Source organism: Exiguobacterium sp. EF_C8 (assembly GCF_054956715.1).
Window position 1 is genome coordinate 1,805,297 of record NZ_CM143264.1, and the last position, 24,008, is coordinate 1,829,304.

The window sequence follows — 24,008 nt, forward strand, 5'->3', positions numbered from 1 at the left end:
CTACTGGACAGTTCCGAGCTTCAACAGCTTGCGTTCGCGTCCCTTTTTCATTTTTGGTCGTCGATGTCACAAAGGAGGGAATTTCGTGTCCGTGATGCACGGGGCTATTCTACTGCCCATATTGATCAGTCTTTTCATTCCGCTTCTAGCGAAACGCCTTCCGAACATTCATACTGGTTGGTTTGTACTTGTAGTACCTGTACTGCTCGTTTCGTATTTCAGCCACTTTCTCCCTGGTACGATGTCAGGTGAGACCTTTACGGCACGGATGCCGTGGATACCATCGCTTGGAATCGATTTCGTCACGTATCTCGACGGACTCGGCTTATTGTTCGCATTATTAATCACAGGAATCGGCACACTCGTCGTTCTCTATTCCATTTTTTATTTAGATGCGAAAAAAGAAGCACTCGGTACATTTTATGTCTATTTATTGATGTTCATGACCGCCATGCTTGGGGTCGTACTGTCAGATAACATGATCGTCCTCTATCTGTTTTGGGAATTAACGTCGATTTCGTCGTTCTTATTGATCGCCTACTGGTACGAGCGGGAACGTTCTCGTTACGGTGCTCAAAAATCGATGCTCATCACCGTCTTCGGTGGACTAGCGATGCTTGGGGGAATTGCGATTCTCTCTACACTCAGTGGATCGTTAAGTATTCGTGAGACCTATGCGTCGCTTGAGTCGATTCAAGGTGAACCCTTCTTTACGGTCGCCCTTGTTTTGTTCTTGCTAGCGGCATTCACAAAATCTGCTCAATTTCCGTTCCATATCTGGTTACCGGATGCGATGGAAGCACCGACCCCTGTCAGTGCCTACTTGCACTCGGCAACGATGGTCAAGGCAGGATTGTATCTTGTCGCTCGCTTCAGTCCGATTTTCGCAGGTGAGTCGCTTTGGTTTTACCTCGTCTCATCTGTCGGAATATTCACCTTATTCTGGGGTTCACTCAATGCGGTGAAACAACATGATTTAAAAGGGATTCTCGCCTACTCGACGATTTCTCAGCTTGGATTAATCATGTCCTTACTTGGACTCGGGGCCGCCGCCCTGCACGTCGACGCGTTAGACGATGGACTGTACACGATTGCAACAGTTGCTGCAATCTTCCACCTGATCAACCACGCGACGTTTAAAGGCAGTCTCTTCATGATGGCGGGAATCGTCGATCACGAGACTGGTACTCGCGACATTCGGAAGCTCGGTGGTCTTGCGCAATTGATGCCGATCTCGATGACGATCGCAATGATCGGGACCCTTTCGATGGCTGGAATTCCGCCGTTCAATGGTTTCTTAAGTAAAGAGATGTTCTTGACGGGTGTTCTTCAAGTATCAGGATCAGACTTGTTCCACTTACCGTCTTACGGATGGATCATTCCTGTTCTCGCCGTCGTCGGAAGCATTTTTACATTCGTCTACAGTCTCTTGATCGTCCGGAGAACCTTCTTCGGTAAACGCCAAGACGACCAGTTGCCGAAAACACCCCATGAGGCACCGATTGGTATGTTGATCCCACCACTCGTCCTTGTCTCGCTCGTCGTCATCATCGGACTTTTCCCGAATATATTGTCGAATACGTTGATTCGACCAGCAGTCGAAGCGATCTTACCTCAAGTCGTTGATGCGGGTGGGAAGATTGATGTGCACATTACGATGTGGCATGGATTCCAACCAGAATTTTTCCTGACGTTACTCATCTTTACAGTCGGGTTCATCTTGTATAAGACACTCCCACGCTGGCAGTCGCTCTATAATCGGATGCCTCGTGCAGTCTCCTTGAATCATCAATATGACGCTTTGTTACGCCGTGGTGAACAGACCTCGACAAAGATCCATGATACGGTCATGACCGGATACATGCGGTCGTATCTCATCTACATCTTCGGATTCATTGTCATCTTGATTTTGACAGCACTATACGGGTTCGACGCTTTCCGCTTCGCGGTAGACTCAATTAGCTCGATTCATGCGTACGAGATCATTCTCGCGCTCGTTCTTGTCTCAAGTGCTCTCTCAATCACTTTTGCACGATCGCGGCTGACATCGATCATCTTACTCGGTGTGACAGGTTATACGGTTGCTCTGTTCTTCGTCTTGTTCCGAGCTCCAGACCTTGCCTTGACGCAACTCGTCATCGAGACAGTATCGGTCGCTCTATTCCTACTCGTTTTCTATCATTTACCGGAAATCAGCCGGAAAGAAGAGCGAATTCCGTTCAAGCTCGGCAACGCCTTGATTTCGGCACTCGTCGGATTGACAGTGACCCTTGTTGCACTTGCTTCTCTTAGCCAACGATCGTTTACTTCAATCGCCAAGTATTACATCGATAATGTCGCTGATCTTGCCGCTGGCGGTAATATGGTCAACGTCATTCTTGTCGACTTCCGTGGCTTCGATACGTTGTTTGAGATTGCCGTTCTCGCACTTGCCGGAATCGGTATTTACACGATGATTAAATTCAGACGAACAGGAGGGATGGATAAATGAAAAAGCAGGCAAAAAAGCATACGAATGACGTCATCTTAGAGTCAGCAACTTCCTTTATCACGTTCGTCATCTTCCTGTTTGCTGTCTACTTGTTTTTCGCCGGGCACTATACACCAGGTGGCGGTTTCATTGGTGGTCTCGTGACGGCGTCTGCTCTCGTCTTGATCTTACTTGCTTATGATATCAAGACGTTGCGCCGGATTTTGCCATTTGATTATAAATGGATCACGGCGCTTGGCATGTTGATTGCCGTACTGACGGCTTCAGGAGCGCTTATCTTTAACGTACCGTTCTTTACACATGCCCATGACTATTTTAACCTACCGTTGTTCGGTAAGACATCGCTACACACCGCGATGTTGTTCGATCTTGGCGTTTATCTTGTCGTCGTCGGTGTGACGATGACGATTATTCAAACGATTGGGGAGAGTGAATAATATGGAAATCATCATGGCGATCGCCGCAGGCATCCTGACGATGTGTGCCATTTATCTCATTCTTTCAAAAAGTATTCTTCGTATCATCATCGGAACAGGACTGCTCAGTCACGCTGCCCATCTGCTCGTCATGACGATGGGTGGATTAAAACGAGGCGCGGCTCCGGTCTTAAAGGACGGCGTGACTTCCTATACGGATCCACTACCGCAAGCACTCGTCTTGACCGCCATCGTCATCAGCTTTGGTGTCACTGCCTTTTTCTTGGTGCTTGCGTATCGCGCTTATCAAGAGCTCGGGACCGATAATATCGAAGAGATGAAAGGAACCGATTCGAATGATTAACTTACCGCTATTACCGATCATCATTCCTTTGTTGACCGGTGTCATCTTGATGTTTTTCCCGCGATACCTCAAAGGACAACGGATCGTTTCCATCATTTCGACGATTTTAACTGTCTGTGCTTCCATCTATCTAGTGATGACCGTCCGTTCGAATGGCATTTTAACCGTCACACTCGGTAGCTGGCCAGCACCTTTCGGGATTACACTTGTCTCTGATATGCTGTCTGCCCTACTCGTCACGGCGACGAGCATCCTCGTCCTTTGTATCATCTGGTATGCCATCGCCTACTTGAGCGACGCCTATCAACGGTACTACTATTTCATTGCCATACAGTTCCTGCTCGTTGGGGTCAACGGTGCGTTCACGACAGGTGATATTTTTAACATGTTCGTCTTTTTCGAAGTCTTCCTGATTTCGTCTTATGTCTTAATCGTTCTCGGTGGAAAACCGGCCCAATTACGAGAATCGCTCAAGTATCTTTTGATTAACGTCATCTCGTCCGCGTTATTCGTCATGACGGTCGCTTTCTTATACGGGATCATCGGTTCACTCAGCATGGCGGACATCAGTCAGAAGATCACAGAGATTGGACAACCAGCGATTCTAAACGTCATCGCCTTGTTGTTCCTGATCGTTTTCGGATTAAAAGGCGCGATTTTCCCACTCTACTTCTGGTTACCTGGTTCTTATCAAGTACCACCGACACCTGTTCTTGCCTTGTTCGGTGCCTTGTTGACGAAGGTCGGGGTATATGGAATTTTACGGACGTATAGCTTGTTCTTCTCAAACGAGATCGGAACAATTCATCAAATCTTAAGTGTCCTTGCCCTTAGTACAATCATCATCGGTGTGATTGGTGCGTTAGCGACACGGGATGCGAAACAGATCATCATTTACAACATCATCGTCGCAGTTGGGGTCATCTTATATGGGGTTTCCCTTATGACACCACAAGCACTAGAAGGAGCGATTTTCTACCTGCTTCACGATATGGTGATCAAAGCCGCGTTGTTCTTACTCGTCGGTATCATGGTCGGGATTGCAGGTTCGAGTAAACTGAAGGATATGGGTGGTATGATCAAATCCTATCCTGTACTCGGTTGGACATTCTTCATCGCAGCGTTATCGCTTGCCGGCATTCCACCGCTTAGTGGGTTCATCGGGAAGTTCTTGATTGTTCGTGGCGGCATTGAAGCTAGTGAATTGGTCGGACCGATCATCGTTCTACTATCCAGTCTGCTCGTCTTGTATTCGGTCGTCCAACTGTTCATGCGTGCTTTTTGGGGGACACCCAAACCGTACTCAGGTGAGAAGCAAGCGCTCGTTTCTCGACTGCTTGCACCTGCGATTGCCTTAGTTGCGCTTAGCGTCCTCTATGGCTTAGGCGCTGAGGCGATGCGTCCACTGATTCAACAAGCCGTTGAACCTCTGACGAATCCAACGCTCTATATCGATGCCGTACTCAAAGGAGGTCGTTAATTCATGGCATTTCAAGTCTTGCTCAACTTATTTCTTGCTTTCTTGTGGATGTTTCTTGCGAATAATTTCTCGGCCTCCGGTTTCGTCATCGGCTATGCATTAGGTCTGATTGCGATGTTCGCTTTCCGTCGCGGCTTTAAGGGTCGTTTTTATCTCGGACCTGTCGTCGCACTCGTCTTGTTGTTTTTCCGCTTTCTCTATGAACTTGTCGTAGCGAACATCGATGTCCTAAAAATCATCTTAAAGCCGAAGTTAGATATTCAGCCTGGTATCTTTGCCTATGACACGGAACTCGATCAACCGTGGCAAGTCACATTGTTATCGATGCTGATTACCTTGACACCTGGAACACTTGTCGTCGATATCTCAGACGATAATAAGACACTCTATATTCATGCGCTCCATATGCCAGAAGTCGACGAAGCCGTCGCATCGATTCGCGATAGTTTTGAGAAAGCCATTCTGGAGGTGAGTCGGTGATGTTCGATATTTTAATCTATATCGCACTCGGGGGTGTCTTCCTCTCGATGCTTGGTCTATTTTACCGTGTCATTAAAGGTCCAAGTGTTGCGGATCGTGTCATCGCCTTAGATTCGATTGGTATCAGCTTGATTTCAATCGTTGGTCTTGTCTCAATCATCTTACGGACGAGCGACTACCTCGAAGTCATTCTTTTGATTGGTATACTCGCCTTCATCGGTACGGTTGCCTTTTCAAAATATATCGAGAAAGGAGAGATCATCGAACGTGATCGCAATCAATGAATGGATCGTCGCGGTCTTTGCCTTGCTCGGTATGGGATTTAGTCTCGTTACCGCGCTCGGTTTGATCCGCTTACCCGATGTCTATACGCGTGCGCATGCCGCATCTAAAAGTGCGACATTAGGCGTCATGTCGATTTTGATCGGCGTCATTATTTATTTCGTCACTGAAGATGGATTTTTCTCCTCTCGTGTCGTGCTTGGTATCCTATTCGTACTCATCACGGCACCGATTGGTGGACATTTAATTGCGCGTGCTGCTTACTATAGCGACGTGCCATTATGGAAATCGTCTGTCCGTGACGACCTGTCTAAGAATAAAGAACATGTGGAACCGAAGAAACGCCAAGATGACATGTGAGTATATCGACATGACAAAACCCTCGCTTCCGCTTACGGAAACGAGGGTTTTTGATTAGGAACGCTGTAAGGGTGAAGCAGCAAATAAGAGCGCCAACTCATCACGATTATCAAGCAACTCTTCTAGTGTATGCTGTTCCAGTTCTCGGATAAAGGCTCGCAATGCTCGCCCAAGCACACCTTTTAATCGACACCCCGGTTCGATGACACAATGACCGTTGCTTCCGAAACATTCAACGATATCCATCGGTTCCATTTCACGAACGACTTTTCCGATGTTAATGTCCTTTGGATCACGAATCAAACGGAGTCCCCCTGAGCGACCTCTCGTTGATTCGACATATCCAAGTTTCGCTAACTGTTGTGTCACTTTCATTAAATGGTTGGATGAGATGCCATAATGCTGGGCAATCTGCGGCATTGGTGTGATAACATCCCGGTGCACACCGAGATACATCAACACGCGTAAACCATAATCCGTATACTGTGTAATTCTCACAATCCTCACTCCATTCCTTCCCAAAACTGCACTGTTATCGTAACATGAAACACTCTAACGACTACATAGTTTTGTCTCACTATTCATCTCATAATTCGAATTTGTCATCATGCTCTACACAGATTACGTATGGAAGGAAATATTGGATTTGAAATACGAGTTTTTATCAAAAAAGAGCAATTCCTTATTTCGCATTCGAAACGAGGAATCACTCTTTGAATTATTTTGAAATTTTTTTGGACGATTCTTTAATGACTGCATTAAAGCGATCCGCGTAGTTCGTGAAGACACCTGTAATACCATAGTCAAGCAAGCGAACCATTTCGACTTTTTCATTTACTGTATACGGATGCAACAGCAAGCCCTGTTGACGAATTGCTTTAACATTTTCACGTGTCAATGCTTTATATGAAGGACCGACTCCAACTGCGTACTTACGGATTTCCTTTAATTTCGTGTCGGTTAAGGAAGACACCTCCTTTGCTTCCATCAATTGAATCAACGGGACTTTTGAATCGATGGATCTGACTTTTTGAAGACTTTCTGCACTAAACGACTGAATCAAGACTTGTCCTGATTTCACACGATCACTAGACAATCCGTTCCGTTTCAATAAATCGAGTAATTTCTTTTCCATTCCTGGATATACTTCAGGGGACTTCGTCTCAATGTAGTAATTCGCATGTTTCCCGTACTTATTCACGACTTCTTGGAGTGTAGGAACTTTTAATCCTACATATGATTTTTTAGCGAGTGTTGGATTTGCTTTATTAAACCAACTACCCGCATCAAGTTTCTTGATTTGAGCTAATGTCTTCTCTTTGACAGCACCCGTTCCGTTCGTCGTCCGATCGACGGTTTCGTCATGCATCGCAATCAAATGACCGTCTTTTGTCATCTGTAAATCAATTTCGATGTAATCTGCTTTAAATTTCTTATGTCCCATTTCGTAAGCTGGCATCGTATGCTCCGGCGCATAACCTGAAGCTCCACGATGAGCAACGTTAATGATTCGATTTGAATCGAGTAACGATTTGCCTTTTGATTGTGCACCGACATCTTCTGTCGGAAGTCCTGTACTTAATACGGCTCCCGCTACCATCGTCAATCCGATTTGTTTCAGCATCATCTATTCCCCCTTGAAATATTCTTACAACACTTATCTTAAATTATTTGTATGAAGATGATATAGAGAAGCTGTTAACGTCATTTCTTGATTTGATGACAAAACGATATCATTCCATAGAAAAAAGACCCGCATCTAAAACGGGTCTTTTAATGATTACGCTTCGAAAATCAATGACTCTGGATCTTCAAGAAGATCTTTAATGTGTTTCAAGAACGTAACAGCTTCTTTTCCATCCACGATCCGGTGATCGTAAGAGAGAGCAACATACATCATCGGACGATTTTCCATGCGTTCTGCATCAATGGCAATAGGGCGCAGGTTGATTGCGTGCATGCCGAGAATCGCGACTTGTGGACCGTTTAAGATCGGCGTCGACATGAGTGAACCGAACGTACCACCATTCGTGATTGTGAACGTACCACCCGTTAAGTCAGATAGACCAAGTTTATTATCACGCGCTTTGACCGCTAATTGAATGATGTCCTTTTCAATTTCAGCGAAGTTCTTTTTGTCCGCATCACGAACGACTGGAACAACGAGACCGTCTGGTGCTGAGACGGCAATGCCGATATCATAGAATTTCTTCAGGACGATTTCATCGCCTTGAATCTCAGCATTCAAGTATGGCATCTTTTTGAGTGCTGCGACTGCTGCTTTCGTAAAGAATGACATGAAGCCGAGTTTAACTTCGTTTTCTTTAACGAACTTTTCTTGACGGCGTTTACGGAGCGCCATGACAGCAGACATATCGATTTCATTGAATGTCGTCAACATCGCTGCCGTTTGTTGAACTTCAACAAGGCGATTCGCAATCGTCTTCCGGCGACGTGACATCTTGATTCGCTCTTCTGGTTTCCCAGGAGCAGCCGCTTGAGCTGGTGTCGGCGCAGCAGGCTTCGTAGGAGCAGGTTTTGCTTGTTCACGTGGCGCTACTTCAAACGTCGCGACATCTTGGACACGGATCCGACCAAGTGGATCTTGCGTCGCCACTTGTGCTAAATCAATTCCTTTTTCACGAGCCAATTTACGGGCAGCAGGTGAAGCAATCGGACGATCTGCAACGGATGTACTTTCCGTCGCTACTGCAGCCACTGGTTGTTCCGCTTTTTCTTCTGCTTTTGGTGTCTCTTTTGGAGTTTCTTGTGCTGTTTCTGTTGCAGCCGGTTTTGAAGCTTCGCCACCAGCAGAGATGACAGCAATCGTTTCCCCGACGCGGACTGTATCTCCCTCAGCAGCCATTACTTCCGTTAACGTACCCGCTTCATCTGACGGTACTTCGATGTTGACCTTATCTGTCTCGAGCTCAACGATGGCTTCCCCTTTTTCCACGTGATCACCTGGTTGTTTTAACCAAGATGCCACCGTTCCTTCAGTAATTGATTCGGCAAGTTCTGGTACTTTGATTTCCATCGTATTCTCCCCCTATGACTCGTTTCTATCTTACGTTATGATGTGTGATTCGATACGTGTGATGGTGCTGTTGGTGTAGAAGCCGTTGCTGTGAGCGCATCATTGATGATACGTGCTTGCTCTACTTTATGACCTGCCGGGTCACCTTCTGCTGTACTTGAACGGCGACGACGACCAATGTAACGAACATTTTGAATTCCGTTCGGTGCGACTGTTTCAAGCCGTGGTTCCATAAAGGACCACGCCCCCATGTTTTTCGGTTCTTCTTGCACCCAGACCATCTCTTCGACGGATTCATAGCGCGCAATGACTTCTTGTAAGGCTTTCGCTGGGAACGGATACAGTTCCTCAACCCGGACGATTTGTAACCAGTCGAGATTCTCCTCTGATTTCGAGACCGCTTCCGCTAAATCAATTGCCATCTTACCAGAACAGAACACAAGACGTTTGACATGATCTGGTGCTTCTCCAAGTCCCGCTTGTTCAATGACACGACGGAAACTACCCTCCGTCAATTCAGAGACGTCAGATGTCGCAAGCGGATGACGCAAGAGACTCTTTGGTGTCATGACCACGAGCGGTCTAACTTCCTCTTTTCCGAGGATTGCTGCTTGTCGACGCAACAAATGGAAGTACTGCGCAGCACTCGATACGTTCGCAACTGTCCAGTTCTTCTCACCGGATAACGTCAAGAAGCGCTCTAAACGACCACTCGAGTGTTCTGGTCCTTGTCCTTCATAGCCGTGCGGAAGCAACATAACGAGACCTGACGTTTGTCCCCATTTGGCTCGGCTCGCAGAAATAAACTGGTCAAAGATGACTTGACCTGAGTTTGCGAAGTCTCCGTATTGCGCTTCCCATAAGACAAGCGTTTCTGGTGCAAAGACATTATAGCCGTATTCAAAGCCAAGAACACCCGCCTCAGAGAGTGGACTGTTATAGACCGAGAACGAAGCTGTTGCCGTTGATAAAGCATGAAGTGGCGAGAATCCTTCTCCCGTTTTCACATCATGAAGATTGATATTCCGTTGTGCAAACGTTCCCCGTTCAGAATCTTGCCCGCTCAATCGGATTGGTGTTCCATCCGAGAGAATTGAAGCGAATGCTAATGTTTCGGCATGTCCCCAGTCAATCCCGTTCTTCGTCGAGAATGCATCTGTCCGGCGCTTCAGGACTTTCTCAAGTTTATGGAACACTTGGAAGCCATCTGGCCACTGCAACAATTCTTCATTGTATGCAGTTAATGTTTCGATCGCTACTCCTGTTTCGATCGTCGGAACGCCTTTAAAGACGACGTCCGGCATGACCCCACCATACTCTTTCTCTACATTTGGGACTTTTTCTCGAGCCGCCTTCATGTGATCATTGATTGACGTCTCAATCGATTGAATTTCCTCAGCTGTCGCATCCCCGTTCGCGACAAGCGTCTTTCCGTACAAGACACGAATCGGATCATGCTTATGGATCAAATCGTATAAGACCGGGTTTGTATTCATCGGTTCATCCATTTCGTTGTGTCCAAAACGACGATATCCGATTAAATCGATCATGACGTCTTTCTTGAATGTTGCACGGTACTCGCTCGCGAGTAGCGCAACAGCGAGACAGCTTTCAGGTTCATCGGCGTTGACGTGGAAGACTGGAATCTCATACCCTTTAGCCAGGTCACTCGAGTAACGCGTCGAACGCGAATCTGTCGGTTCCGTCGTGAAGCCGATCGTATTGTTCGCGATGATGTGAATCGTTCCGCCTGTGTTATATCCTTTGAGGTTTGCTAAATTCAAGGTTTCAGCAACGATTCCTTGACCTGGGAACGCTGCATCCCCGTGAATCAGGATCGCAGCAGCGGCTGCCTGCTCTTGACGTGGTGCGCCTTTTTGGGTCCGGTCATCTTGTGCCGCACGCGTGAAGCCCTCGACGACTGGGTCGACGAACTCTAAGTGCGACGGATTGTTCGCGAGCGTCATCCGGATGTCACGTGTCTTTTGCTCGAGTTTCCGGTTTAGTCCGAGGTGATACTTCACGTCGCCCGTCCAACCGTATGTGATACCGATTGATCCTTCAGACGGTACGAGATCATGATTTGGTGCATGCTGGAACTCAGCAAAGATCATTTCATATGGTTTACCGAGTACATGAGCTAAAACATTTAATCGTCCACGGTGCGCCATTCCGATATTGATCGTCTCCGAGCCGTTCGAAATGAGGTGTCCGACGATCGTATCGAGCAATGGCACCATCGCATCGAGCCCTTCGATCGAGAATCGTTTTTGACCGACATATGTTTTGTGCAGATATTTTTCGAAAAGGTCCGTTTCAGCCAAGCGTTTGAACAATTGTTTCTTTTGCTCAGCATCAAGCGTCGCCGTCAAAGCACCTTGTTCGATTTTTTGACGGAGCCATTTCTTTTCCTCTAAGTCATCAACATGCTGGAACTCAACAGCCGCTGCTCCCGTGTATTGCGCTTTCAAGTGCTCGATGCCTTCAAATGAATCTTGAACACCCGCTGGCGGCTCAGGACAGACGAGTGAAACCGGCATTTTCCGAAGATCTGCCTCTGTCAGTCCAAACTGATTTAGTTCGAATAATCCTGTTTCTCGCGGATGGTCCTTCAGCGGATAGATATCCGCCGCAAGATGTCCTTTTGCACGAATTTGTTCCGCTAAACGATTCGCCGCAAGATATTTTTCGAAATCTCCCGTCTCGACTTGCATCGGTACTACTGGTTCCGTCACAGGTGCACCATGCTCTTCGAAATAAGTACGTGTCTCCTCATCGACGGATGTTTTGTCTTCTAAAAAACGCTCGTACAATTCAATGATGTAGCCAAGGTTCGGTCCATAAAATGCTTGTTGATCTTGCTCGTGGCCTGCCATGTACGGTTCCCCCCGTTTCTATATTTCTCCCCTCACATTTAGCATCGGCTAAATGTGTTTCCAGCCCTCTACCTGTTAGCGCTTTCAAAAGAAATTGCATGAATGATGCGCTAAAACGTCATGAGAAGGAACGAACGTGCCATTCTTCCATGAAAGTGCCTTCGTTACTATATTACTACTCTTTTCCTGCGTGTGCATTTCGAATTCCCAAATTCTCTCGCTTAAATGTATAAGTTTTTCTTATGAGCGCTTAGCCAGTAATTTATGAATAAGCAAAAAACCGGCGTATCTGCATTTAGATACGCCGGTTTAATCATAAAACTTTACTGAGGAACGATTGCGTCCGTTCATGCTGTGGAGAATCAAAGAGCGCTTGTGGCACATTCTCTTCGACGACATACCCACCATCCATAAACAACACGCGGTCTCCGACTTCACGAGCAAATCCCATCTCATGGGTCACGACGACCATCGTCATCCCTTCGAGAGCAAGTTGTTTCATGACGGCAAGCACGTCCCCGACCATTTCCGGGTCAAGCGCTGACGTTGGCTCGTCAAACAACATGATTTTCGGATTCATCGCGAGCGCTCGGGCAATTGCGACCCGTTGCTTTTGACCCCCGGATAATTCACCTGGATAATTATTCGCTTTTTCCCGTAACCCAACTTTATCGAGTAGTTCCAAAGCTCGCTTTTTCGCCTGGTCCTTATCCGATTTACGTACTTTAATCGGTGCGAGCGTGACGTTCTCAAGCACGGTCTTATGCGGGAAGAGATTAAAATGCTGAAAGACCATTCCAACCTCTTCCCGAACTTTGTTGATATCGACCTTCGGATTTGTGATGTCGAAATCATCGATGATGACCGTTCCACCCGTAATCTCTTCCAGTCGATTCAAACAGCGTAAAAACGTACTTTTCCCAGATCCCGACGGACCAATGACACACACAACTTCTTTTTCGGCTATCGAGACGTTAATGTCTTTTAAGACTTCGTTCGAGCCGAATGATTTCTTTAGATTCTTCACTTCAATGATACTCATCGTAATGTAAACCTCCGTTCCAAGAACTTCGCCACTAATGACAAGAGATAAATGATGACGAAGTACATCAATCCGACGACAGACCAAACGATGAATGGCTCAAACGTCGTCGATTGCTGAACTTGACCTTGTTGCGTCAAATCAGCGATGCCGATGATCGATAACAACGATGTATCTTTTAAACTGATGATCGATTGATTCGTAATCGTTGGTAACATCCGTCGGAATGCTTGCGGTAAAATGATTTGAACCATCGTTTGACGTCCTGTCATCCCGAGTGAACGTGCGGCTTCTGTTTGTCCCTTATCAATCGACTGGATACCTGCTCGAATAATTTCCGCGAAATAAGCACCAGCATTGATCGCGACCGTCAGTATCCCTGCATACATCCGGTCCATCGATAACCACTCAAGCGAGTTGAGTCCAAAGTAGATGAAGAAAAGCTGAACGATGAACGGTGTACCACGAATGACATCGATATAGATGATCGCGATTGCGTTCAAAATCTTTAACGGTGACAACCGCATCAATGCGACGACTAAGCCAATCAGAAAGCCGACGATGACCGCAATGATGAAAATATACAATGTGACTTGAAGCCCTTCCAAGAAAAATGGAAATGCGGTTTTGACCACTTCCATTGGCTATCCCACTCCCTTATCGCCTTGCGACTTATTTCAGATACGTGTCAACGATTTTATCGTATTCACCGTTTTCTTTCAGATTCGCAAGTCCTTTGTTGATTTTCTTCAGCAGATCCTTATTCTCACCTTTTAAGACAGCGATCCCGTAGTTATCACCGTTGAGACGATCACCGACAAGTTTCAATCCAAGGTTTTGTTGTTTGTTTGCATATGAGATGACCGGATAATCTTCAATCAAGGCAGCTGCGTTACCGTTCTTTACTTCTTGGAACATCGCTGGACTGTCATTGAACTGTGTAACAGTGAAGCCAAGTTTATCCGCGTTGTCCGTTGCATATTTTGCACCCGTCGTTCCCTTTTTGACGGCTACTTTTTTCCCTTTAAGATCGTTAACGGATTTAATACCATTCTCATCTTTTTTGACGACTAAAATAAGACCAGCTTTGAAATATGGGTCTGAGAATGTGACGACTTTTTTCCGTTCTGGTGTAATACTCATACCGGCAATGGCAACGTCCAATTGGTTTGCTTGAAGTGCTGGAATGATACCGCTGAAATCCATTGCTTCAAATTTAATCTTGAAGTTTTGATCCTTAGCGATTGCTTTCATAAGATCGATGTCGATTCCTTTGTACGTGTCCCCGTCTTTGTACTCAAATGGTGGATACGTGACGTCGATACCAACTTTATACGTCTTTCCTTCTGAAGACCCTTCATCCTTCGAACCGATACTACATGCACCAAGTACGAGAATACAGCTCATCAAGAGCGCTAGCAAAATACTTCCTTTTTTCATGTTTGTTTCCCCTCTCCTATGTGTTAAAGATTGTCGACTCCACCTAGTACTTTCCCTGAAGAGTACCCTCTTTAAAACGTATTTTACCAGAAAAGTTCTAAAAAGATAAACATTTCTGAATTTTTATTCGATGCAACCGTTTTCTATTCATTATCAAAAAAGGAGGCAACCCCTTGATGGGATTGCCTCCTTCAATCATTTATGCCGCCGAGAGGACTTGAACCTCCACGGTGTTGCCACCACTAGATTCTGAGTCTAGCGCGTCTACCAGTTCCGCCACGACGACGTTGATTTATGATATTAATATAGCGGGTAACGAACTGAGTTGTCAATCATTTCGCAAGATGTTCCGGACGAACTTCTCAACGACGTCATCATACAATGCCGGATCCTCGAAATATGCCATAGCGTGTGCGGCATTCGGAATGACGACCAGTTCCTTTTCCGTTGGACAGGCTTCGTACAGCTCATACACCATATCTGTCGGTACGAACGTATCCGCACCACCATGGATGAAGAGAATCGGAACCTGTGCCTTTTTGACCTGTTTCAGCGCTGATGCTTCACGGAACGTATAACCTGCCTTTAGCTTCGTCAATACGCTGGTCATCCCTAAAAACGGGAAGTGTGGTAGTCGATACATCCGCTTCATCTGATACGCAAGAACAGCATTGACGGACGTATAGGCACAATCAGAAATGATTCCTTTGATTTGTGGTGGAAGTTGTTCGCCACTCGTCATCAATACGGTCGCCCCTCCCATCGACACACCATGTAAGAACAGTTTCGCATCCTGTCCAATCCGTTCAATCAGATAGTTCGACCAACTGAGACAATCTTCACGATCATGCCATCCGAATCCGATATAATGACCGTCACTCATTCCGTGTCCTCGATTATCGGGCATCATGACATGGAAACCGGCCTGATGGTACAGATAGGCGAATCCGGCTAAATCCGTTCCGACGCCTCCGTATCCATGCACGAGAATGACAATCCGGTCTGACGGAACAGGAGACGGGAGGAAATGTCCGCGTAACGTTAAACCATCTTTTGCTTCAATCTCGATCCGCTCGAGCGGCTGCTCCTTGATCCATGTCTGTCCAGGTTGCATTAACCGGACCATTTCATCACTCAAATCCCGATTATTCGATAAGAACGGCTTCGGATTCGTGGCGATTGCCATCTCATAAAAATAATAACTCGCTGCTACTAATCCGGATCCGATGACTCCGATTCCAATTTTTGTTCTGCGACGCATCTGCCCCACTCCTTCTTTCCGTTATAGCTCGATCTTCAGTTGAGCAGCATGGTCATCCTCTTCATCCTGCAAGACTTGTTGACGTAATCGTTGTTCCTGTTGCTGACGCCGGTAGGCAAACTCTTGGACAAGCTCTGTACCCGTGAATCCATCTTCTACGAGTTCACTCAATAAATCCGTTTCTGTCTCGACAACTTCCCCCGGACGACGCATGACTAGAACATCTCCGACTTGTGCAATCAGCAATTCATCTTCTAGACGAAGTGCATCGTAAAACGGTTCCGGTAACGTCATTCGACGTGTTTCCGGGTTAATATGGACGCGTTTGTAAACGCCTAATGCTTGAAACTTACGACGTGCCATTGCGTGCTCTCCTTTTTAGTTGAACGTAAGATCGATTCGTGAATCTTTTCCTTGAATACGAACCGTACCCGTCGCTCCATTGATTAACGTTAACTGTGGTGGCTGATGACCGATGTCAAGATCATATAAGACTGGTAAGCCCGTTTCATCGGCTAGATAGTGATACACGTCTAGCCATGTCAGATCTTCTGTAATCCTTGCAGACGTACGGCCAAATAAAAAGCCAGCCGCATGGTCGAACCACCCAGCATACGCCATTTGTCGAAGCGTCCGATGCACCTCGGCAGAACTCGCTTCAGACACCTCGAAGTACCAGAGAATCGGTTCTCCGTTGATCTCTTCATGTTGGAAGCGCTTCACATCTCCGTACGGTGTCCCAATCAGATGGCGAATCGTCTCCAGACAACCCCCAAGTAACCGTCCGGTCACTTCTGTTCGCTCATCAAGTGCTTTCCATTCTGTCGCTTCCGTCAGCTGAAATAACGAACCTGCTGGACGTTCTTCGTCTGTCCACGCGGTTTGATAACGATCGGAAGCCCACTGTGTGACGGTTTCTCCAGATGGCGTCGCGAGAACCCGTCGCCAGGCACTTGTCGTCTCGTCCCATTCTTTACTCCGAAGCTCAACGAAGTTCGGACCATGTGCTGTCGCAATTCCCGTCTGAAGCGTCAAACTGAGCAATAACGTACTGATATCGGAATAGCCAAGCAACCATTTTGTTTGGTAAGCAGTTGGTGTCAACTCGGGTAAAAGATCAATGGCGCGTTCCCCACCAAATGGCGGGATAACAGCATCAATCGTCTCATCCGTCATCATGTGATTGAATTCTTCGGCGCGTTGTTTGACCGGTGCACTCTCAGCAAGTTGATGCGACCAAATCGTTTCACCTAAACGGACGTTCATTTGCCGTGCTTGTACCTGTTCAAGTGCTCGTTCGACCCATTCCTGTTGCTGTTCACGTAATCCGGAGGAGGGCGCCGTCACTCCGATCGTGTGACCTGTCCAACCTAAAAATGGATATTTCATGGTGACCCCCTATAATGTCATAGTGTGAAAAAATCTTCTCGTCAAAATATGAGTTCATTATACCGTTCTTATGCCGCATTACCAACTTTTATCCTGTTAGAACGCTGTAATACGAACAAAAACACGATTCTGTACAAGCGACCTGAATGAACAAGTCGCCTAGACAAAATCGCGTTTATATCCTTCATTAACTTGATGCTGATAGTTCAGCGTATTCCTCTTGCGTGAACGCACGGGAGCGTGTCAAAAAACGTTTCCCTTCGACACCCTCAAGAGAGAACATTCCGCCTCGACCATCCACGACATCAATGATGAGTTGGGTATGTTTCCAGTACTCATATTGATCTTCATGAATATAAAACGGGCAACCACCGATCTCTCCTAGTTTTTTATCCTGATCTCCCAGGAATAAATCGCCCTGCGCAAAACACATCGGGGAACTGCCATCGCAACAACCACCAGATTGATGAAACATCAACGGACCGTGTTTTTCTCTCAACTGGTCGATCAACTCAAGACAAGCTGCTGTCGCCTGAACACGTTCCACCATTTGCATCCACGTCCTTTCCGACTTAGAAGAAACCGAGTTTATTCGGGTTATAGCTAACGAGTAGGTTTTTCGTCCGTTGGTAATGGTTGAGCATCATCTTATGGTTCTCGCGTCCGATCCCTGACATTTTGTAACCACCAAACGCCGCGTGAGCTGGATATTGGTGATAACAGTTCGTCCAGACGCGCCCTGCTTCGATCGCACGACCAAACCGATAAGCACGGTTCATGTCACGTGTCCAGACGCCGGCACCAAGACCATATAACGTATCATTCGCAATTTCGAGTGCTTCTTCTTCCGTCTTGAATGTCGTGACCGATAGAACCGGTCCGAAAATTTCTTCCTGGAAGATGCGCATCTTATTGTGTCCTTTAAAGATCGTTGGTTGAATGTAATATCCTTCTGCGAGATCTCCTTCGAGCATGTTGCGCTCTCCACCGATTAGACACTCTGCGCCTTCCGACTTACCGATTTCAAGATACGAAAGGATTTTCTCCATCTGTTCGTTCGAAGCTTGAGCACCCATCATGACGTCGGCATCAAGAGGATTTCCGATTTTGATGGCTTTGACGCGCTCTAAAACACGTTCCATGAACGGTTCGTAAATCGATTCTTGAATCAAGGCACGCGACGGACACGTACAGACTTCCCCTTGGTTCAACGCAAACATCAATAATCCTTCGATTGCTTTATCAAAGAATGCATCGTCTGCCTGCATGATATCTTCAAAGAAAATGTTCGGTGATTTCCCACCGAGTTCGAGTGTGACCGGGATCAAGTTCTGCGAAGCATACTGCATGATCAAACGTCCTGTCGTCGTCTCACCCGTAAAGGCGATTTTGGCGATTCGTTTGCTCGACGCGAGCGGTTTCCCTGCCTCAAGACCGAATCCATTGACGATGTTGAGCACACCTGGTGGAAGTAAATCTTCGATGATCTCAACGAGTACCATGATGCTCGCTGGTGTTTGTTCTGCTGGTTTTAAGACAACACAGTTTCCTGCTGCGAGAGCTGGTGCTAATTTCCAGACAGCCATCAGGAGCGGGAAGTTCCACGGAATGATTTGACCGACGACGCCAAGTGGCTCATGGAAGTGATACGCAACCGTATCTTGATCGAGTTCGCCGACCGAACCTTCTTGTGCACGAATGACCCCAGCGAAATAACGGAAGTGGTCGATCGCGAGCGGTAAATCGGCGTTAAGTGTCTCACGAACGGCTTTTCCGTTCTCAAGTGTTTCCGCATAAGCGAGCATCTCGAGATTTTCTTCCATTCGATTGGCGATCTTATTTAAAATATTCGAACGTTCGGTTACAGATGTTTTTCCCCATGCTTCTTTTGCCGCATGTGCTGCGTCAAGAGCGAGTTCGATATCTTCCTTTGTAGAACGAGCGACTTGGCACAACACCTTACCAGTAACAGGTGTCACATTATCAAAATATTCTCCCCCGACTGGTGCCGTCCATTTTCCATTAATGTAGTTTTCATACCGTTCCTTGTACTGTACTTTTGACCCTTGCTTGTTCGGAATGTCATAAATCATGCGTTATATCCTCCCTCAACTAAAATGGTCAAGCAGTGAGACGGATGCTTGTATGCGCTTACATTTTAATATAGGCTAAAAACAGTCCTCTCAATACCATCGTACCAAAATTATATGAAAAGTCAAAAAATTCTGGTAAATACCCGTGATATTTTTCGAAAAAAAACATCTCCATTTTCGGGAGATGTTTTGCTGGTCAAGACCGTGTCGGATCGATTCCATCTTCTTGATCAGACGGTGTATCAGAACTACCAAAGTCACTCACTTTCGAGAATCCGTCCGTATCACCGTCGATGTCTTTCCCGCGAGCTGTGACAGATGGATCTAGTACATCTTCTTCGCTTGGTCGCGAATTCGGATCGTTCTCGTTTTGTTCTGCTTCTTCTTTTGCATGCTCAATGCATAATAGGGTTTCTGGAATGATATCAAGACGTTCGATTTCAATCTCTTTTCCACAGACTTCGCAAATGCCATACGTTTCGTCCTCGATTGCTTTTAAGGCGCGATCCACATCTGATAGCATATCCTCTTGCATATCCGTGATTGCTTGATCACGTTCCCGCAAGAACAATTCATCGCCGGAATCGGCAGGATGATTATCGTAACTCGACAATTCACCTTCATCGTAATCGGTATCGCGTTGTTCGATGTTTGATGTCGTCTTTTCTTTTTCCTTCAATAACCGTTGCTTAAATTCTTCCGTCTGTTGTTTAGATAACATGATTGTTCGACTCCCCTTCGTTAGAACCTCTGTTAAGAATGTAGCCTATTCGAAGAAGAGTTAAACCATCACGAACACTTATAAGACCGAATTGATCCATGAAGATCACAGATAACCGTCATGCATTCATTCCCATCGTTAAAACAAATCTGATGTGATCGTCCATTCTTCGATGTCGTGATGTCATCAATCCACAGTTGCGAAGCATCTGCTGAAGACAGCATCGCGATTTTGTCGCGAATCATGAATAAATCAAACGGTAACAGATTCAAGGATTGAATCGTCAAACCATGTTTACGGAAGAGTGGATCAAGCTGATATTGCGAGAGACTGTACAAACACTTCTCGGCTCCACCAATCAACAACTGAATCGAATGGGAGGGTTCATGACTATCGATTCGCTCCTTATGCAGGATAATTCGTCCTCGAACACCAGACTCATTGAAAATTCGTTGCGTATCCTCTTGTGAAAGGCGTGGTCCACCTTCCTTAACCTTTAAGACGATGTGAGCGAATTCCGCGAAATCCGGTTTTCCGATTTCAAGCGCTGGGATATGACGAACTTCTTCACGTTCAATGATTTCAATCAAGTCACGCTCGACTTGGATGCTGACCGTATCTGTTGAAAAGACACGGACGTCGATCACGAATTGATCAAGTACCGCATTTACTTCGATCGTATACGTTAAATCTAGGTTTTTTTCTTGCTCAACCAACAATCGATTCAAGATAAGTTGATGCAATAAATGGACTGGTGTACGTGAAGAAAACTGACTCGAATAAATCAAATGCTTCGGTCCGGTTCCTTTTGTTGCTTTTGGTCGTGCTCCGTTTAATCTATATACATTCACTTTATAATTTAACATATAATCACCTTCTCTTACCTGAAAAATCGGAATAGAGATGTTCCGTTCATATAGCGTACAATGTATTTTAATCGCTAAATATTCGTTTTCGAATATTCCAAATTTAATATACAAATTGTAATCAAATTGTGATAGTAAGATTTTTAGAAACTGCTTTTTTCGTTGATACCAAGACATATTTAAATCGCAAACTAAAAACACCCTCCACAGATATGAAAGGTGTTCGGCTTACAGAGTTATTCATTCTTAAGCAATCGAATTGACTTGTTGTTGCATCGCTTCATAATGCTCAACGATCCGAGATCCAAGTGGATCCGTTGCTGACAGTTGTAGATATGCGTTCAGCGCATCTTCGATTCCATGTTTCGTAATATATGCATTTAATTCTGAAGATTCTGAATCATTTGGATCGAAATAGGTTAGGGCTGCTGCGATCCCACGTGCTAATCCATCTGCTTCGATCCCACGCTCCATCAATTCCTTCGCTGGTTTGACAAGTCGGTCACTTGGACTCAATTTACGAATCGGTGAACGGGCGACACGAATGATTTCATCATGAATTCGCGGGTTTTCAAAGCGTTTCATATTCTTTTGGATGTACGCACTATGATCGACCGGATTAAAGCCGTACTTTTCAAGTAACAACCACCCTGTTTCGTAAAGTGCCGTCTGGACACCCCGACGGATGCGTGGATCCGTTAAACTTTCAGCGATCGTCTCTTTATGAAATAGTGCTCCGAGGTATGAAGCAATTGCATGTCCCGTGTTGACAGTGAACAGCTTCCGCTCGATGAACGGTTCGATATTCTCGACATAGGTGACGCCGTCGATCCGTGGATAGGCTTCCGGTAGTCCAGTCGTTTCGATCACCCATTCGAAGAATTCTTCCACTTCGACGTACAACGGATCTTCGTGATGCTGAAGTGGAACGATCCGATCAACTGCTGCATTCGGGAAATACCAATTCTCCGCTACCGGTTGATATTTCGCCACCTCTGTTTGTAAGTGTTTTGAACCACCAATCATGTTTTCACACGCAATGACGTAGACAGGTGTCTGTTGATCCCGTTGACGTAACCCTTCCGCGATCAAAGGAGCTACTTTCGACAACAAGCTCGGTCCGACAGCTGTCGTGATTACATCTGCTTCACGAATCGCTGCAATGACCTGATCTGGTTCAGATAAACTGTTGAGTGCCGTCACGCCGTCGACCCGTTCACGCCCTCCTCTTTCAGAGGCATAACCCACCTCATAGGTATGTCGTGCTTTTAATGCATCGACGACCGTCGTATTGACATCTACGAAACAGACTTCGTAACCCGTCTTGACAAGTTGTAAGCCGATGAAACCACGTCCGATGTTACCGGCACCAAAATGGATGGCTTTCATGGTTACACCTCCGCTGTCAATAAGGCGATGATTTCTTCTTTTGATGTCGCTGCCACGATGCGCTCGACGTTCTCCTCATCGGAGCAAATGACTGCGATATTTGAGAGCAACTCGAGGTGTTCATCACCGACGCCAGCGATGCCGATGACGAGTCGTGCTTGTTCCGTTCCGAACGCTACGCCTTGCGGTACTTGTAGAATCGATAGCCCCGTTTTCTTGACTTGTGATTTAGCCGACTCTGTTCCGTGTGGAATCGCGACATGGTTGCCAATATAGACCGTTGATAAGGCATGACGTTCCTGCATTGAATCGATATACCCCGCTTCGACATATCCGTGATCGACGAGGAGTTGACCGGCAGCCGTAATGGCTGCCGTCTCGTCTGCGAATTGTTGATCAAGTAATACAAGTTCCGGTGAAAGGTTCATTGTCGTTGTCATGTTTATTCCTCCTTGAGTGTCTCTATCTTTATCTTTAAGAAATCTTATTTCTTGCTGTTTCGATCTCGTGGACGAGTTGATCATAATATCCGGCATTTAAGAAATTATCGACTGATCGGTGTTCTGCCGTTGGTACCTGTTCCTTCGCCCGCTCCGTCAAATCACGATGCGTGATGATCAGTTCGGCGTTTTGCGGCAATTGACTGATCGACGTATTCGTCACTTTGATGGGTAAGCCCGCTTTATTGATCTTATTGCGAAGGACGGATGCTCCCATCGCACTCGATCCCATACCAGCGTCACAAGCGAAGATGATATGTTCGACTTCCGCAAGTGGTTTGGCATCAGCTGAAACGAGTGTCGAGGCAATCGATTGTTTTCCTTTCATCGCACTGACGTTCGCGCTCGCCTCTTCAAGCGACGTTTCTTTTGCCTTGCTAGTTTTTAGCAGGACAGTCGAGACAACAAATGTCACAGATGCTGAAACAAGTACACCTGCAATCAATCCGACGTAAGAACCGCGTGATGCCATTGCGAGGACCGCGATGATACTACCTGGTGAAGCGGGTGCGACTAATCCGACATCAAACAGGACGAAAGTGAGGATACCACTCATGCCACCTGCAATCATCGCAAGCAACAAGACTGGCTTCATCAAGACGTATGGGAAATAGATTTCGTGAATTCCACCGATGAATTGGATAAATGCTGCACCGGGTGCTGTCTTCTTCGCTGCACCAGAACCGAAGAACGAGTAAGCAAGTAACAATCCAAGACCTGGACCTGGGTTGGCTTCGAGTAAGAACAGAACTGATTTACCCGCCTCGTTTACTTGGTCGAGACCAAGCGGGCTTAAAATACCGTGGTTGATCGCATTATTTAAGAACAAGATTTTTGCCGGTTCGATGAACAAACTCGCTAATGGTAGCAAATGTGCGCTGACGATCGCACCAACTGCTGCGGCCATGATGTCGTCAAGACCTGTCATGAGTGGTCCGAATACTTTGAATCCACCGAGCATCAACAAACCACCGATGATTCCGACTGAGAAGTTATTGACGAGCATCTCGAGACCTGGTTTGACTTTTCCTTCAATCAACTGATCGAACTTTTTGATGACGTATCCACCAAGTGGTCCCATGATCATGGCACCGAGGAACATCGGAATCTCTGTTCCGACGATAACCCCCATCGTCGCAAGCGTCCCGACAACGCCTCCCCTGACGTCATGCATTAATTTCCCGCCCGTGTATCCAATCAGCAACGGTAAGAGATAGGTGATTGTCGGACCGACAAGTTCACCGAGTTCCTTATTCGGTGCCCATCCAGTCGGGATGAAGAGTGCCGTGATGATCCCCCAAGCGATGAATGCACCGATGTTCGGCATGACCATACCGCTTAAAAAGCTACCGAACCGTTGAACTTGTACACGGATACCCCGTGCTCCATTTTGAGCTGTCGCCATTGCGTTAGCCTCCATTTCGTGTATGAGTTGATAAGATGATTGCTTTGCTATGCCCTTATTGTAAGATCATTGCAAGCGCTTACTCAATCTTTCCTAGTTCAGTCTTTGTCCAAGAA

Annotated in this window: 24 protein-coding genes and 1 tRNA gene; 7 read left to right on the forward strand and 18 right to left on the reverse strand. The window is 46.3% G+C overall.

The features are described 5' to 3' along the window. Nucleotides 1-85: 85 nt before the first annotated feature. Genes ACY2IG_RS09735 through mnhG form a run of 7 tightly spaced genes read left to right on the forward strand, consistent with a single transcriptional unit; the run spans nt 86 to nt 5,873 of the window. On the forward strand, nt 86-2,491 hold the full coding sequence (locus ACY2IG_RS09735; protein ID WP_462617828.1) for a Na+/H+ antiporter subunit A: 2,406 nt from the start codon (nt 86-88) through the stop codon (nt 2,489-2,491). Next, nucleotides 2,488-2,928, forward strand: a complete 441-nt coding sequence (locus ACY2IG_RS09740) for a Na(+)/H(+) antiporter subunit B (protein ID WP_462617829.1) — start codon at nt 2,488-2,490, stop codon at nt 2,926-2,928. The genes ACY2IG_RS09735 and ACY2IG_RS09740 overlap by 4 nt, the downstream gene beginning before the upstream one ends. Nucleotide 2,929: 1 nt before the next feature. Next, on the forward strand, nt 2,930-3,271 hold the full coding sequence (locus ACY2IG_RS09745; protein ID WP_023468540.1) for a Na(+)/H(+) antiporter subunit C: 342 nt from the start codon (nt 2,930-2,932) through the stop codon (nt 3,269-3,271). Then, nucleotides 3,264-4,751 carry a Na+/H+ antiporter subunit D gene (locus tag ACY2IG_RS09750; RefSeq protein ID WP_462617830.1) on the forward strand — a complete coding sequence of 496 codons (1,488 nt, stop codon included), beginning with the start codon at nt 3,264-3,266 and terminating at the stop codon, nt 4,749-4,751. The genes ACY2IG_RS09745 and ACY2IG_RS09750 overlap by 8 nt, the downstream gene beginning before the upstream one ends. Before the next feature lie 3 nt (nt 4,752-4,754). Then, the gene (locus ACY2IG_RS09755) at nt 4,755-5,231 is read left to right on the forward strand and encodes a Na+/H+ antiporter subunit E (RefSeq protein ID WP_308101697.1); all 477 of its coding nucleotides are present in this window, start codon (nt 4,755-4,757) and stop codon (nt 5,229-5,231) included. 47 nt (nt 5,232-5,278) lie between these two features. Continuing rightward, nucleotides 5,279-5,515: a Na(+)/H(+) antiporter subunit F1 gene (locus tag ACY2IG_RS09760; protein ID WP_369792030.1), complete on the forward strand. Its 237-nt coding sequence runs from the start codon at nt 5,279-5,281 to the stop codon at nt 5,513-5,515. Further along, the gene (gene mnhG, locus ACY2IG_RS09765) at nt 5,499-5,873 is read left to right on the forward strand and encodes a monovalent cation/H(+) antiporter subunit G (RefSeq protein ID WP_035407423.1); all 375 of its coding nucleotides are present in this window, start codon (nt 5,499-5,501) and stop codon (nt 5,871-5,873) included. Before ACY2IG_RS09760 ends, mnhG begins: the two co-directional genes overlap by 17 nt. Nucleotides 5,874-5,927: 54 nt before the next feature. Here the strand turns inward: mnhG and ACY2IG_RS09770 are convergent, their stop codons facing one another. From ACY2IG_RS09770 to ACY2IG_RS09855, 18 genes are all read right to left on the reverse strand, one after another. Beyond that, a complete protein-coding gene (locus ACY2IG_RS09770) occupies nt 5,928-6,371 on the reverse strand; it encodes an Rrf2 family transcriptional regulator (RefSeq protein ID WP_035407421.1) in 444 nt (147 codons plus the stop codon). 220 nt (nt 6,372-6,591) lie between these two features. Beyond that, nucleotides 6,592-7,497 carry a glycerophosphodiester phosphodiesterase gene (locus ACY2IG_RS09775; RefSeq protein ID WP_462618721.1) on the reverse strand — a complete coding sequence of 302 codons (906 nt, stop codon included), beginning with the start codon at nt 7,495-7,497 and terminating at the stop codon, nt 6,592-6,594. 156 nt (nt 7,498-7,653) lie between these two features. Then, nucleotides 7,654-8,910, reverse strand: a complete 1,257-nt coding sequence (gene odhB, locus ACY2IG_RS09780; RefSeq protein WP_462617831.1) for a 2-oxoglutarate dehydrogenase complex dihydrolipoyllysine-residue succinyltransferase — start codon at nt 8,908-8,910, stop codon at nt 7,654-7,656. Between the two features lie 35 nt (nt 8,911-8,945). Continuing rightward, the gene (locus ACY2IG_RS09785; protein ID WP_462617832.1) at nt 8,946-11,786 is read right to left on the reverse strand and encodes a 2-oxoglutarate dehydrogenase E1 component; all 2,841 of its coding nucleotides are present in this window, start codon (nt 11,784-11,786) and stop codon (nt 8,946-8,948) included. Nucleotides 11,787-12,099: 313 nt separating this feature from the next. Next, on the reverse strand, nt 12,100-12,828 hold the full coding sequence (locus ACY2IG_RS09790) for an amino acid ABC transporter ATP-binding protein (RefSeq protein ID WP_035407405.1): 729 nt from the start codon (nt 12,826-12,828) through the stop codon (nt 12,100-12,102). Continuing rightward, nucleotides 12,825-13,469 carry an amino acid ABC transporter permease gene (locus ACY2IG_RS09795; RefSeq protein WP_035407403.1) on the reverse strand — a complete coding sequence of 215 codons (645 nt, stop codon included), beginning with the start codon at nt 13,467-13,469 and terminating at the stop codon, nt 12,825-12,827. Before ACY2IG_RS09795 ends, ACY2IG_RS09790 begins: the two co-directional genes overlap by 4 nt. 31 nt (nt 13,470-13,500) lie before the next feature. Beyond that, complete coding sequence (locus ACY2IG_RS09800; protein ID WP_035407400.1) at nt 13,501-14,268, reverse strand: transporter substrate-binding domain-containing protein; 768 nt, start codon at nt 14,266-14,268, stop codon at nt 13,501-13,503. 202 nt (nt 14,269-14,470) lie between these two features. Then, nucleotides 14,471-14,554, reverse strand: a tRNA-Leu gene (locus ACY2IG_RS09805). A gap of 42 nt (nt 14,555-14,596) precedes the next feature. Next, on the reverse strand, nt 14,597-15,529 hold the full coding sequence (locus ACY2IG_RS09810) for an alpha/beta hydrolase (RefSeq protein WP_029341930.1): 933 nt from the start codon (nt 15,527-15,529) through the stop codon (nt 14,597-14,599). A gap of 21 nt (nt 15,530-15,550) precedes the next feature. Beyond that, complete coding sequence (locus ACY2IG_RS09815) at nt 15,551-15,892, reverse strand: hypothetical protein (protein ID WP_023468553.1); 342 nt, start codon at nt 15,890-15,892, stop codon at nt 15,551-15,553. Nucleotides 15,893-15,907: 15 nt separating this feature from the next. Further along, nucleotides 15,908-16,918: a S66 family peptidase gene (locus tag ACY2IG_RS09820; protein ID WP_462617833.1), complete on the reverse strand. Its 1,011-nt coding sequence runs from the start codon at nt 16,916-16,918 to the stop codon at nt 15,908-15,910. 187 nt (nt 16,919-17,105) lie between these two features. Continuing rightward, a complete protein-coding gene (locus tag ACY2IG_RS09825) occupies nt 17,106-17,468 on the reverse strand; it encodes a DUF779 domain-containing protein (protein WP_023468555.1) in 363 nt (120 codons plus the stop codon). 22 nt (nt 17,469-17,490) lie between these two features. Next, entirely contained in the window at nt 17,491-19,011 is a 1,521-nt protein-coding gene (gene adh, locus ACY2IG_RS09830) for an aldehyde dehydrogenase (RefSeq protein WP_056062075.1), read from the reverse strand. Nucleotides 19,012-19,207: 196 nt separating this feature from the next. Next, nucleotides 19,208-19,732, reverse strand: coding sequence for a TraR/DksA C4-type zinc finger protein (locus tag ACY2IG_RS09835; RefSeq protein ID WP_462617834.1), 525 nt, complete (start codon nt 19,730-19,732; stop codon nt 19,208-19,210). A 68-nt stretch (nt 19,733-19,800) separates the two neighbouring features. Next, on the reverse strand, nt 19,801-20,598 hold the full coding sequence (locus ACY2IG_RS09840) for a hypothetical protein (protein ID WP_035407387.1): 798 nt from the start codon (nt 20,596-20,598) through the stop codon (nt 19,801-19,803). Nucleotides 20,599-20,844: 246 nt separating this feature from the next. Continuing rightward, entirely contained in the window at nt 20,845-21,987 is a 1,143-nt protein-coding gene (locus ACY2IG_RS09845; RefSeq protein WP_462617835.1) for a mannitol-1-phosphate 5-dehydrogenase, read from the reverse strand. 2 nt (nt 21,988-21,989) lie between these two features. Then, on the reverse strand, nt 21,990-22,427 hold the full coding sequence (locus tag ACY2IG_RS09850) for a PTS sugar transporter subunit IIA (protein WP_200934376.1): 438 nt from the start codon (nt 22,425-22,427) through the stop codon (nt 21,990-21,992). Between the two features lie 34 nt (nt 22,428-22,461). After that, the gene (locus ACY2IG_RS09855) at nt 22,462-23,892 is read right to left on the reverse strand and encodes a PTS mannitol transporter subunit IICB (protein WP_035407382.1); all 1,431 of its coding nucleotides are present in this window, start codon (nt 23,890-23,892) and stop codon (nt 22,462-22,464) included. Nucleotides 23,893-24,008 lie beyond the last annotated feature (116 nt).

What these genes read in the sequence shown, in the direction of transcription:
- ACY2IG_RS09740 (WP_462617829.1), top strand. Translation starts at nt 2,488, where the DNA reads ATGAAAAAGCAGGCAAAAAAGCATACGAATGACGTCATCTTAGAGTCA.
- ACY2IG_RS09745 (WP_023468540.1), top strand. Translation starts at nt 2,930, where the DNA reads ATGGAAATCATCATGGCGATCGCCGCAGGCATCCTGACGATGTGTGCC.
- ACY2IG_RS09750 (WP_462617830.1), top strand. Translation starts at nt 3,264, where the DNA reads ATGATTAACTTACCGCTATTACCGATCATCATTCCTTTGTTGACCGGT.
- ACY2IG_RS09755 (WP_308101697.1), top strand. Translation starts at nt 4,755, where the DNA reads ATGGCATTTCAAGTCTTGCTCAACTTATTTCTTGCTTTCTTGTGGATG.
- ACY2IG_RS09760 (WP_369792030.1), top strand. Translation starts at nt 5,279, where the DNA reads ATGCTTGGTCTATTTTACCGTGTCATTAAAGGTCCAAGTGTTGCGGAT.
- ACY2IG_RS09775 (WP_462618721.1), bottom strand. Translation starts at nt 7,497, where the DNA reads ATGCTGAAACAAATCGGATTGACGATGGTAGCGGGAGCCGTATTAAGT.
- odhB (WP_462617831.1), bottom strand. Translation starts at nt 8,910, where the DNA reads ATGGAAATCAAAGTACCAGAACTTGCCGAATCAATTACTGAAGGAACG.
- ACY2IG_RS09785 (WP_462617832.1), bottom strand. Translation starts at nt 11,786, where the DNA reads ATGGCAGGCCACGAGCAAGATCAACAAGCATTTTATGGACCGAACCTT.
- ACY2IG_RS09790 (WP_035407405.1), bottom strand. Translation starts at nt 12,828, where the DNA reads ATGAGTATCATTGAAGTGAAGAATCTAAAGAAATCATTCGGCTCGAAC.
- ACY2IG_RS09795 (WP_035407403.1), bottom strand. Translation starts at nt 13,469, where the DNA reads ATGGAAGTGGTCAAAACCGCATTTCCATTTTTCTTGGAAGGGCTTCAA.
- ACY2IG_RS09800 (WP_035407400.1), bottom strand. Translation starts at nt 14,268, where the DNA reads ATGAAAAAAGGAAGTATTTTGCTAGCGCTCTTGATGAGCTGTATTCTC.
- ACY2IG_RS09810 (WP_029341930.1), bottom strand. Translation starts at nt 15,529, where the DNA reads ATGCGTCGCAGAACAAAAATTGGAATCGGAGTCATCGGATCCGGATTA.
- ACY2IG_RS09815 (WP_023468553.1), bottom strand. Translation starts at nt 15,892, where the DNA reads ATGGCACGTCGTAAGTTTCAAGCATTAGGCGTTTACAAACGCGTCCAT.
- ACY2IG_RS09820 (WP_462617833.1), bottom strand. Translation starts at nt 16,918, where the DNA reads ATGAAATATCCATTTTTAGGTTGGACAGGTCACACGATCGGAGTGACG.
- ACY2IG_RS09825 (WP_023468555.1), bottom strand. Translation starts at nt 17,468, where the DNA reads ATGGTGGAACGTGTTCAGGCGACAGCAGCTTGTCTTGAGTTGATCGAC.
- adh (WP_056062075.1), bottom strand. Translation starts at nt 19,011, where the DNA reads ATGATTTATGACATTCCGAACAAGCAAGGGTCAAAAGTACAGTACAAG.
- ACY2IG_RS09835 (WP_462617834.1), bottom strand. Translation starts at nt 19,732, where the DNA reads ATGTTATCTAAACAACAGACGGAAGAATTTAAGCAACGGTTATTGAAG.
- ACY2IG_RS09840 (WP_035407387.1), bottom strand. Translation starts at nt 20,598, where the DNA reads ATGTTAAATTATAAAGTGAATGTATATAGATTAAACGGAGCACGACCA.
- ACY2IG_RS09845 (WP_462617835.1), bottom strand. Translation starts at nt 21,987, where the DNA reads ATGAAAGCCATCCATTTTGGTGCCGGTAACATCGGACGTGGTTTCATC.
- ACY2IG_RS09850 (WP_200934376.1), bottom strand. Translation starts at nt 22,427, where the DNA reads ATGACAACGACAATGAACCTTTCACCGGAACTTGTATTACTTGATCAA.
- ACY2IG_RS09855 (WP_035407382.1), bottom strand. Translation starts at nt 23,892, where the DNA reads ATGGCGACAGCTCAAAATGGAGCACGGGGTATCCGTGTACAAGTTCAA.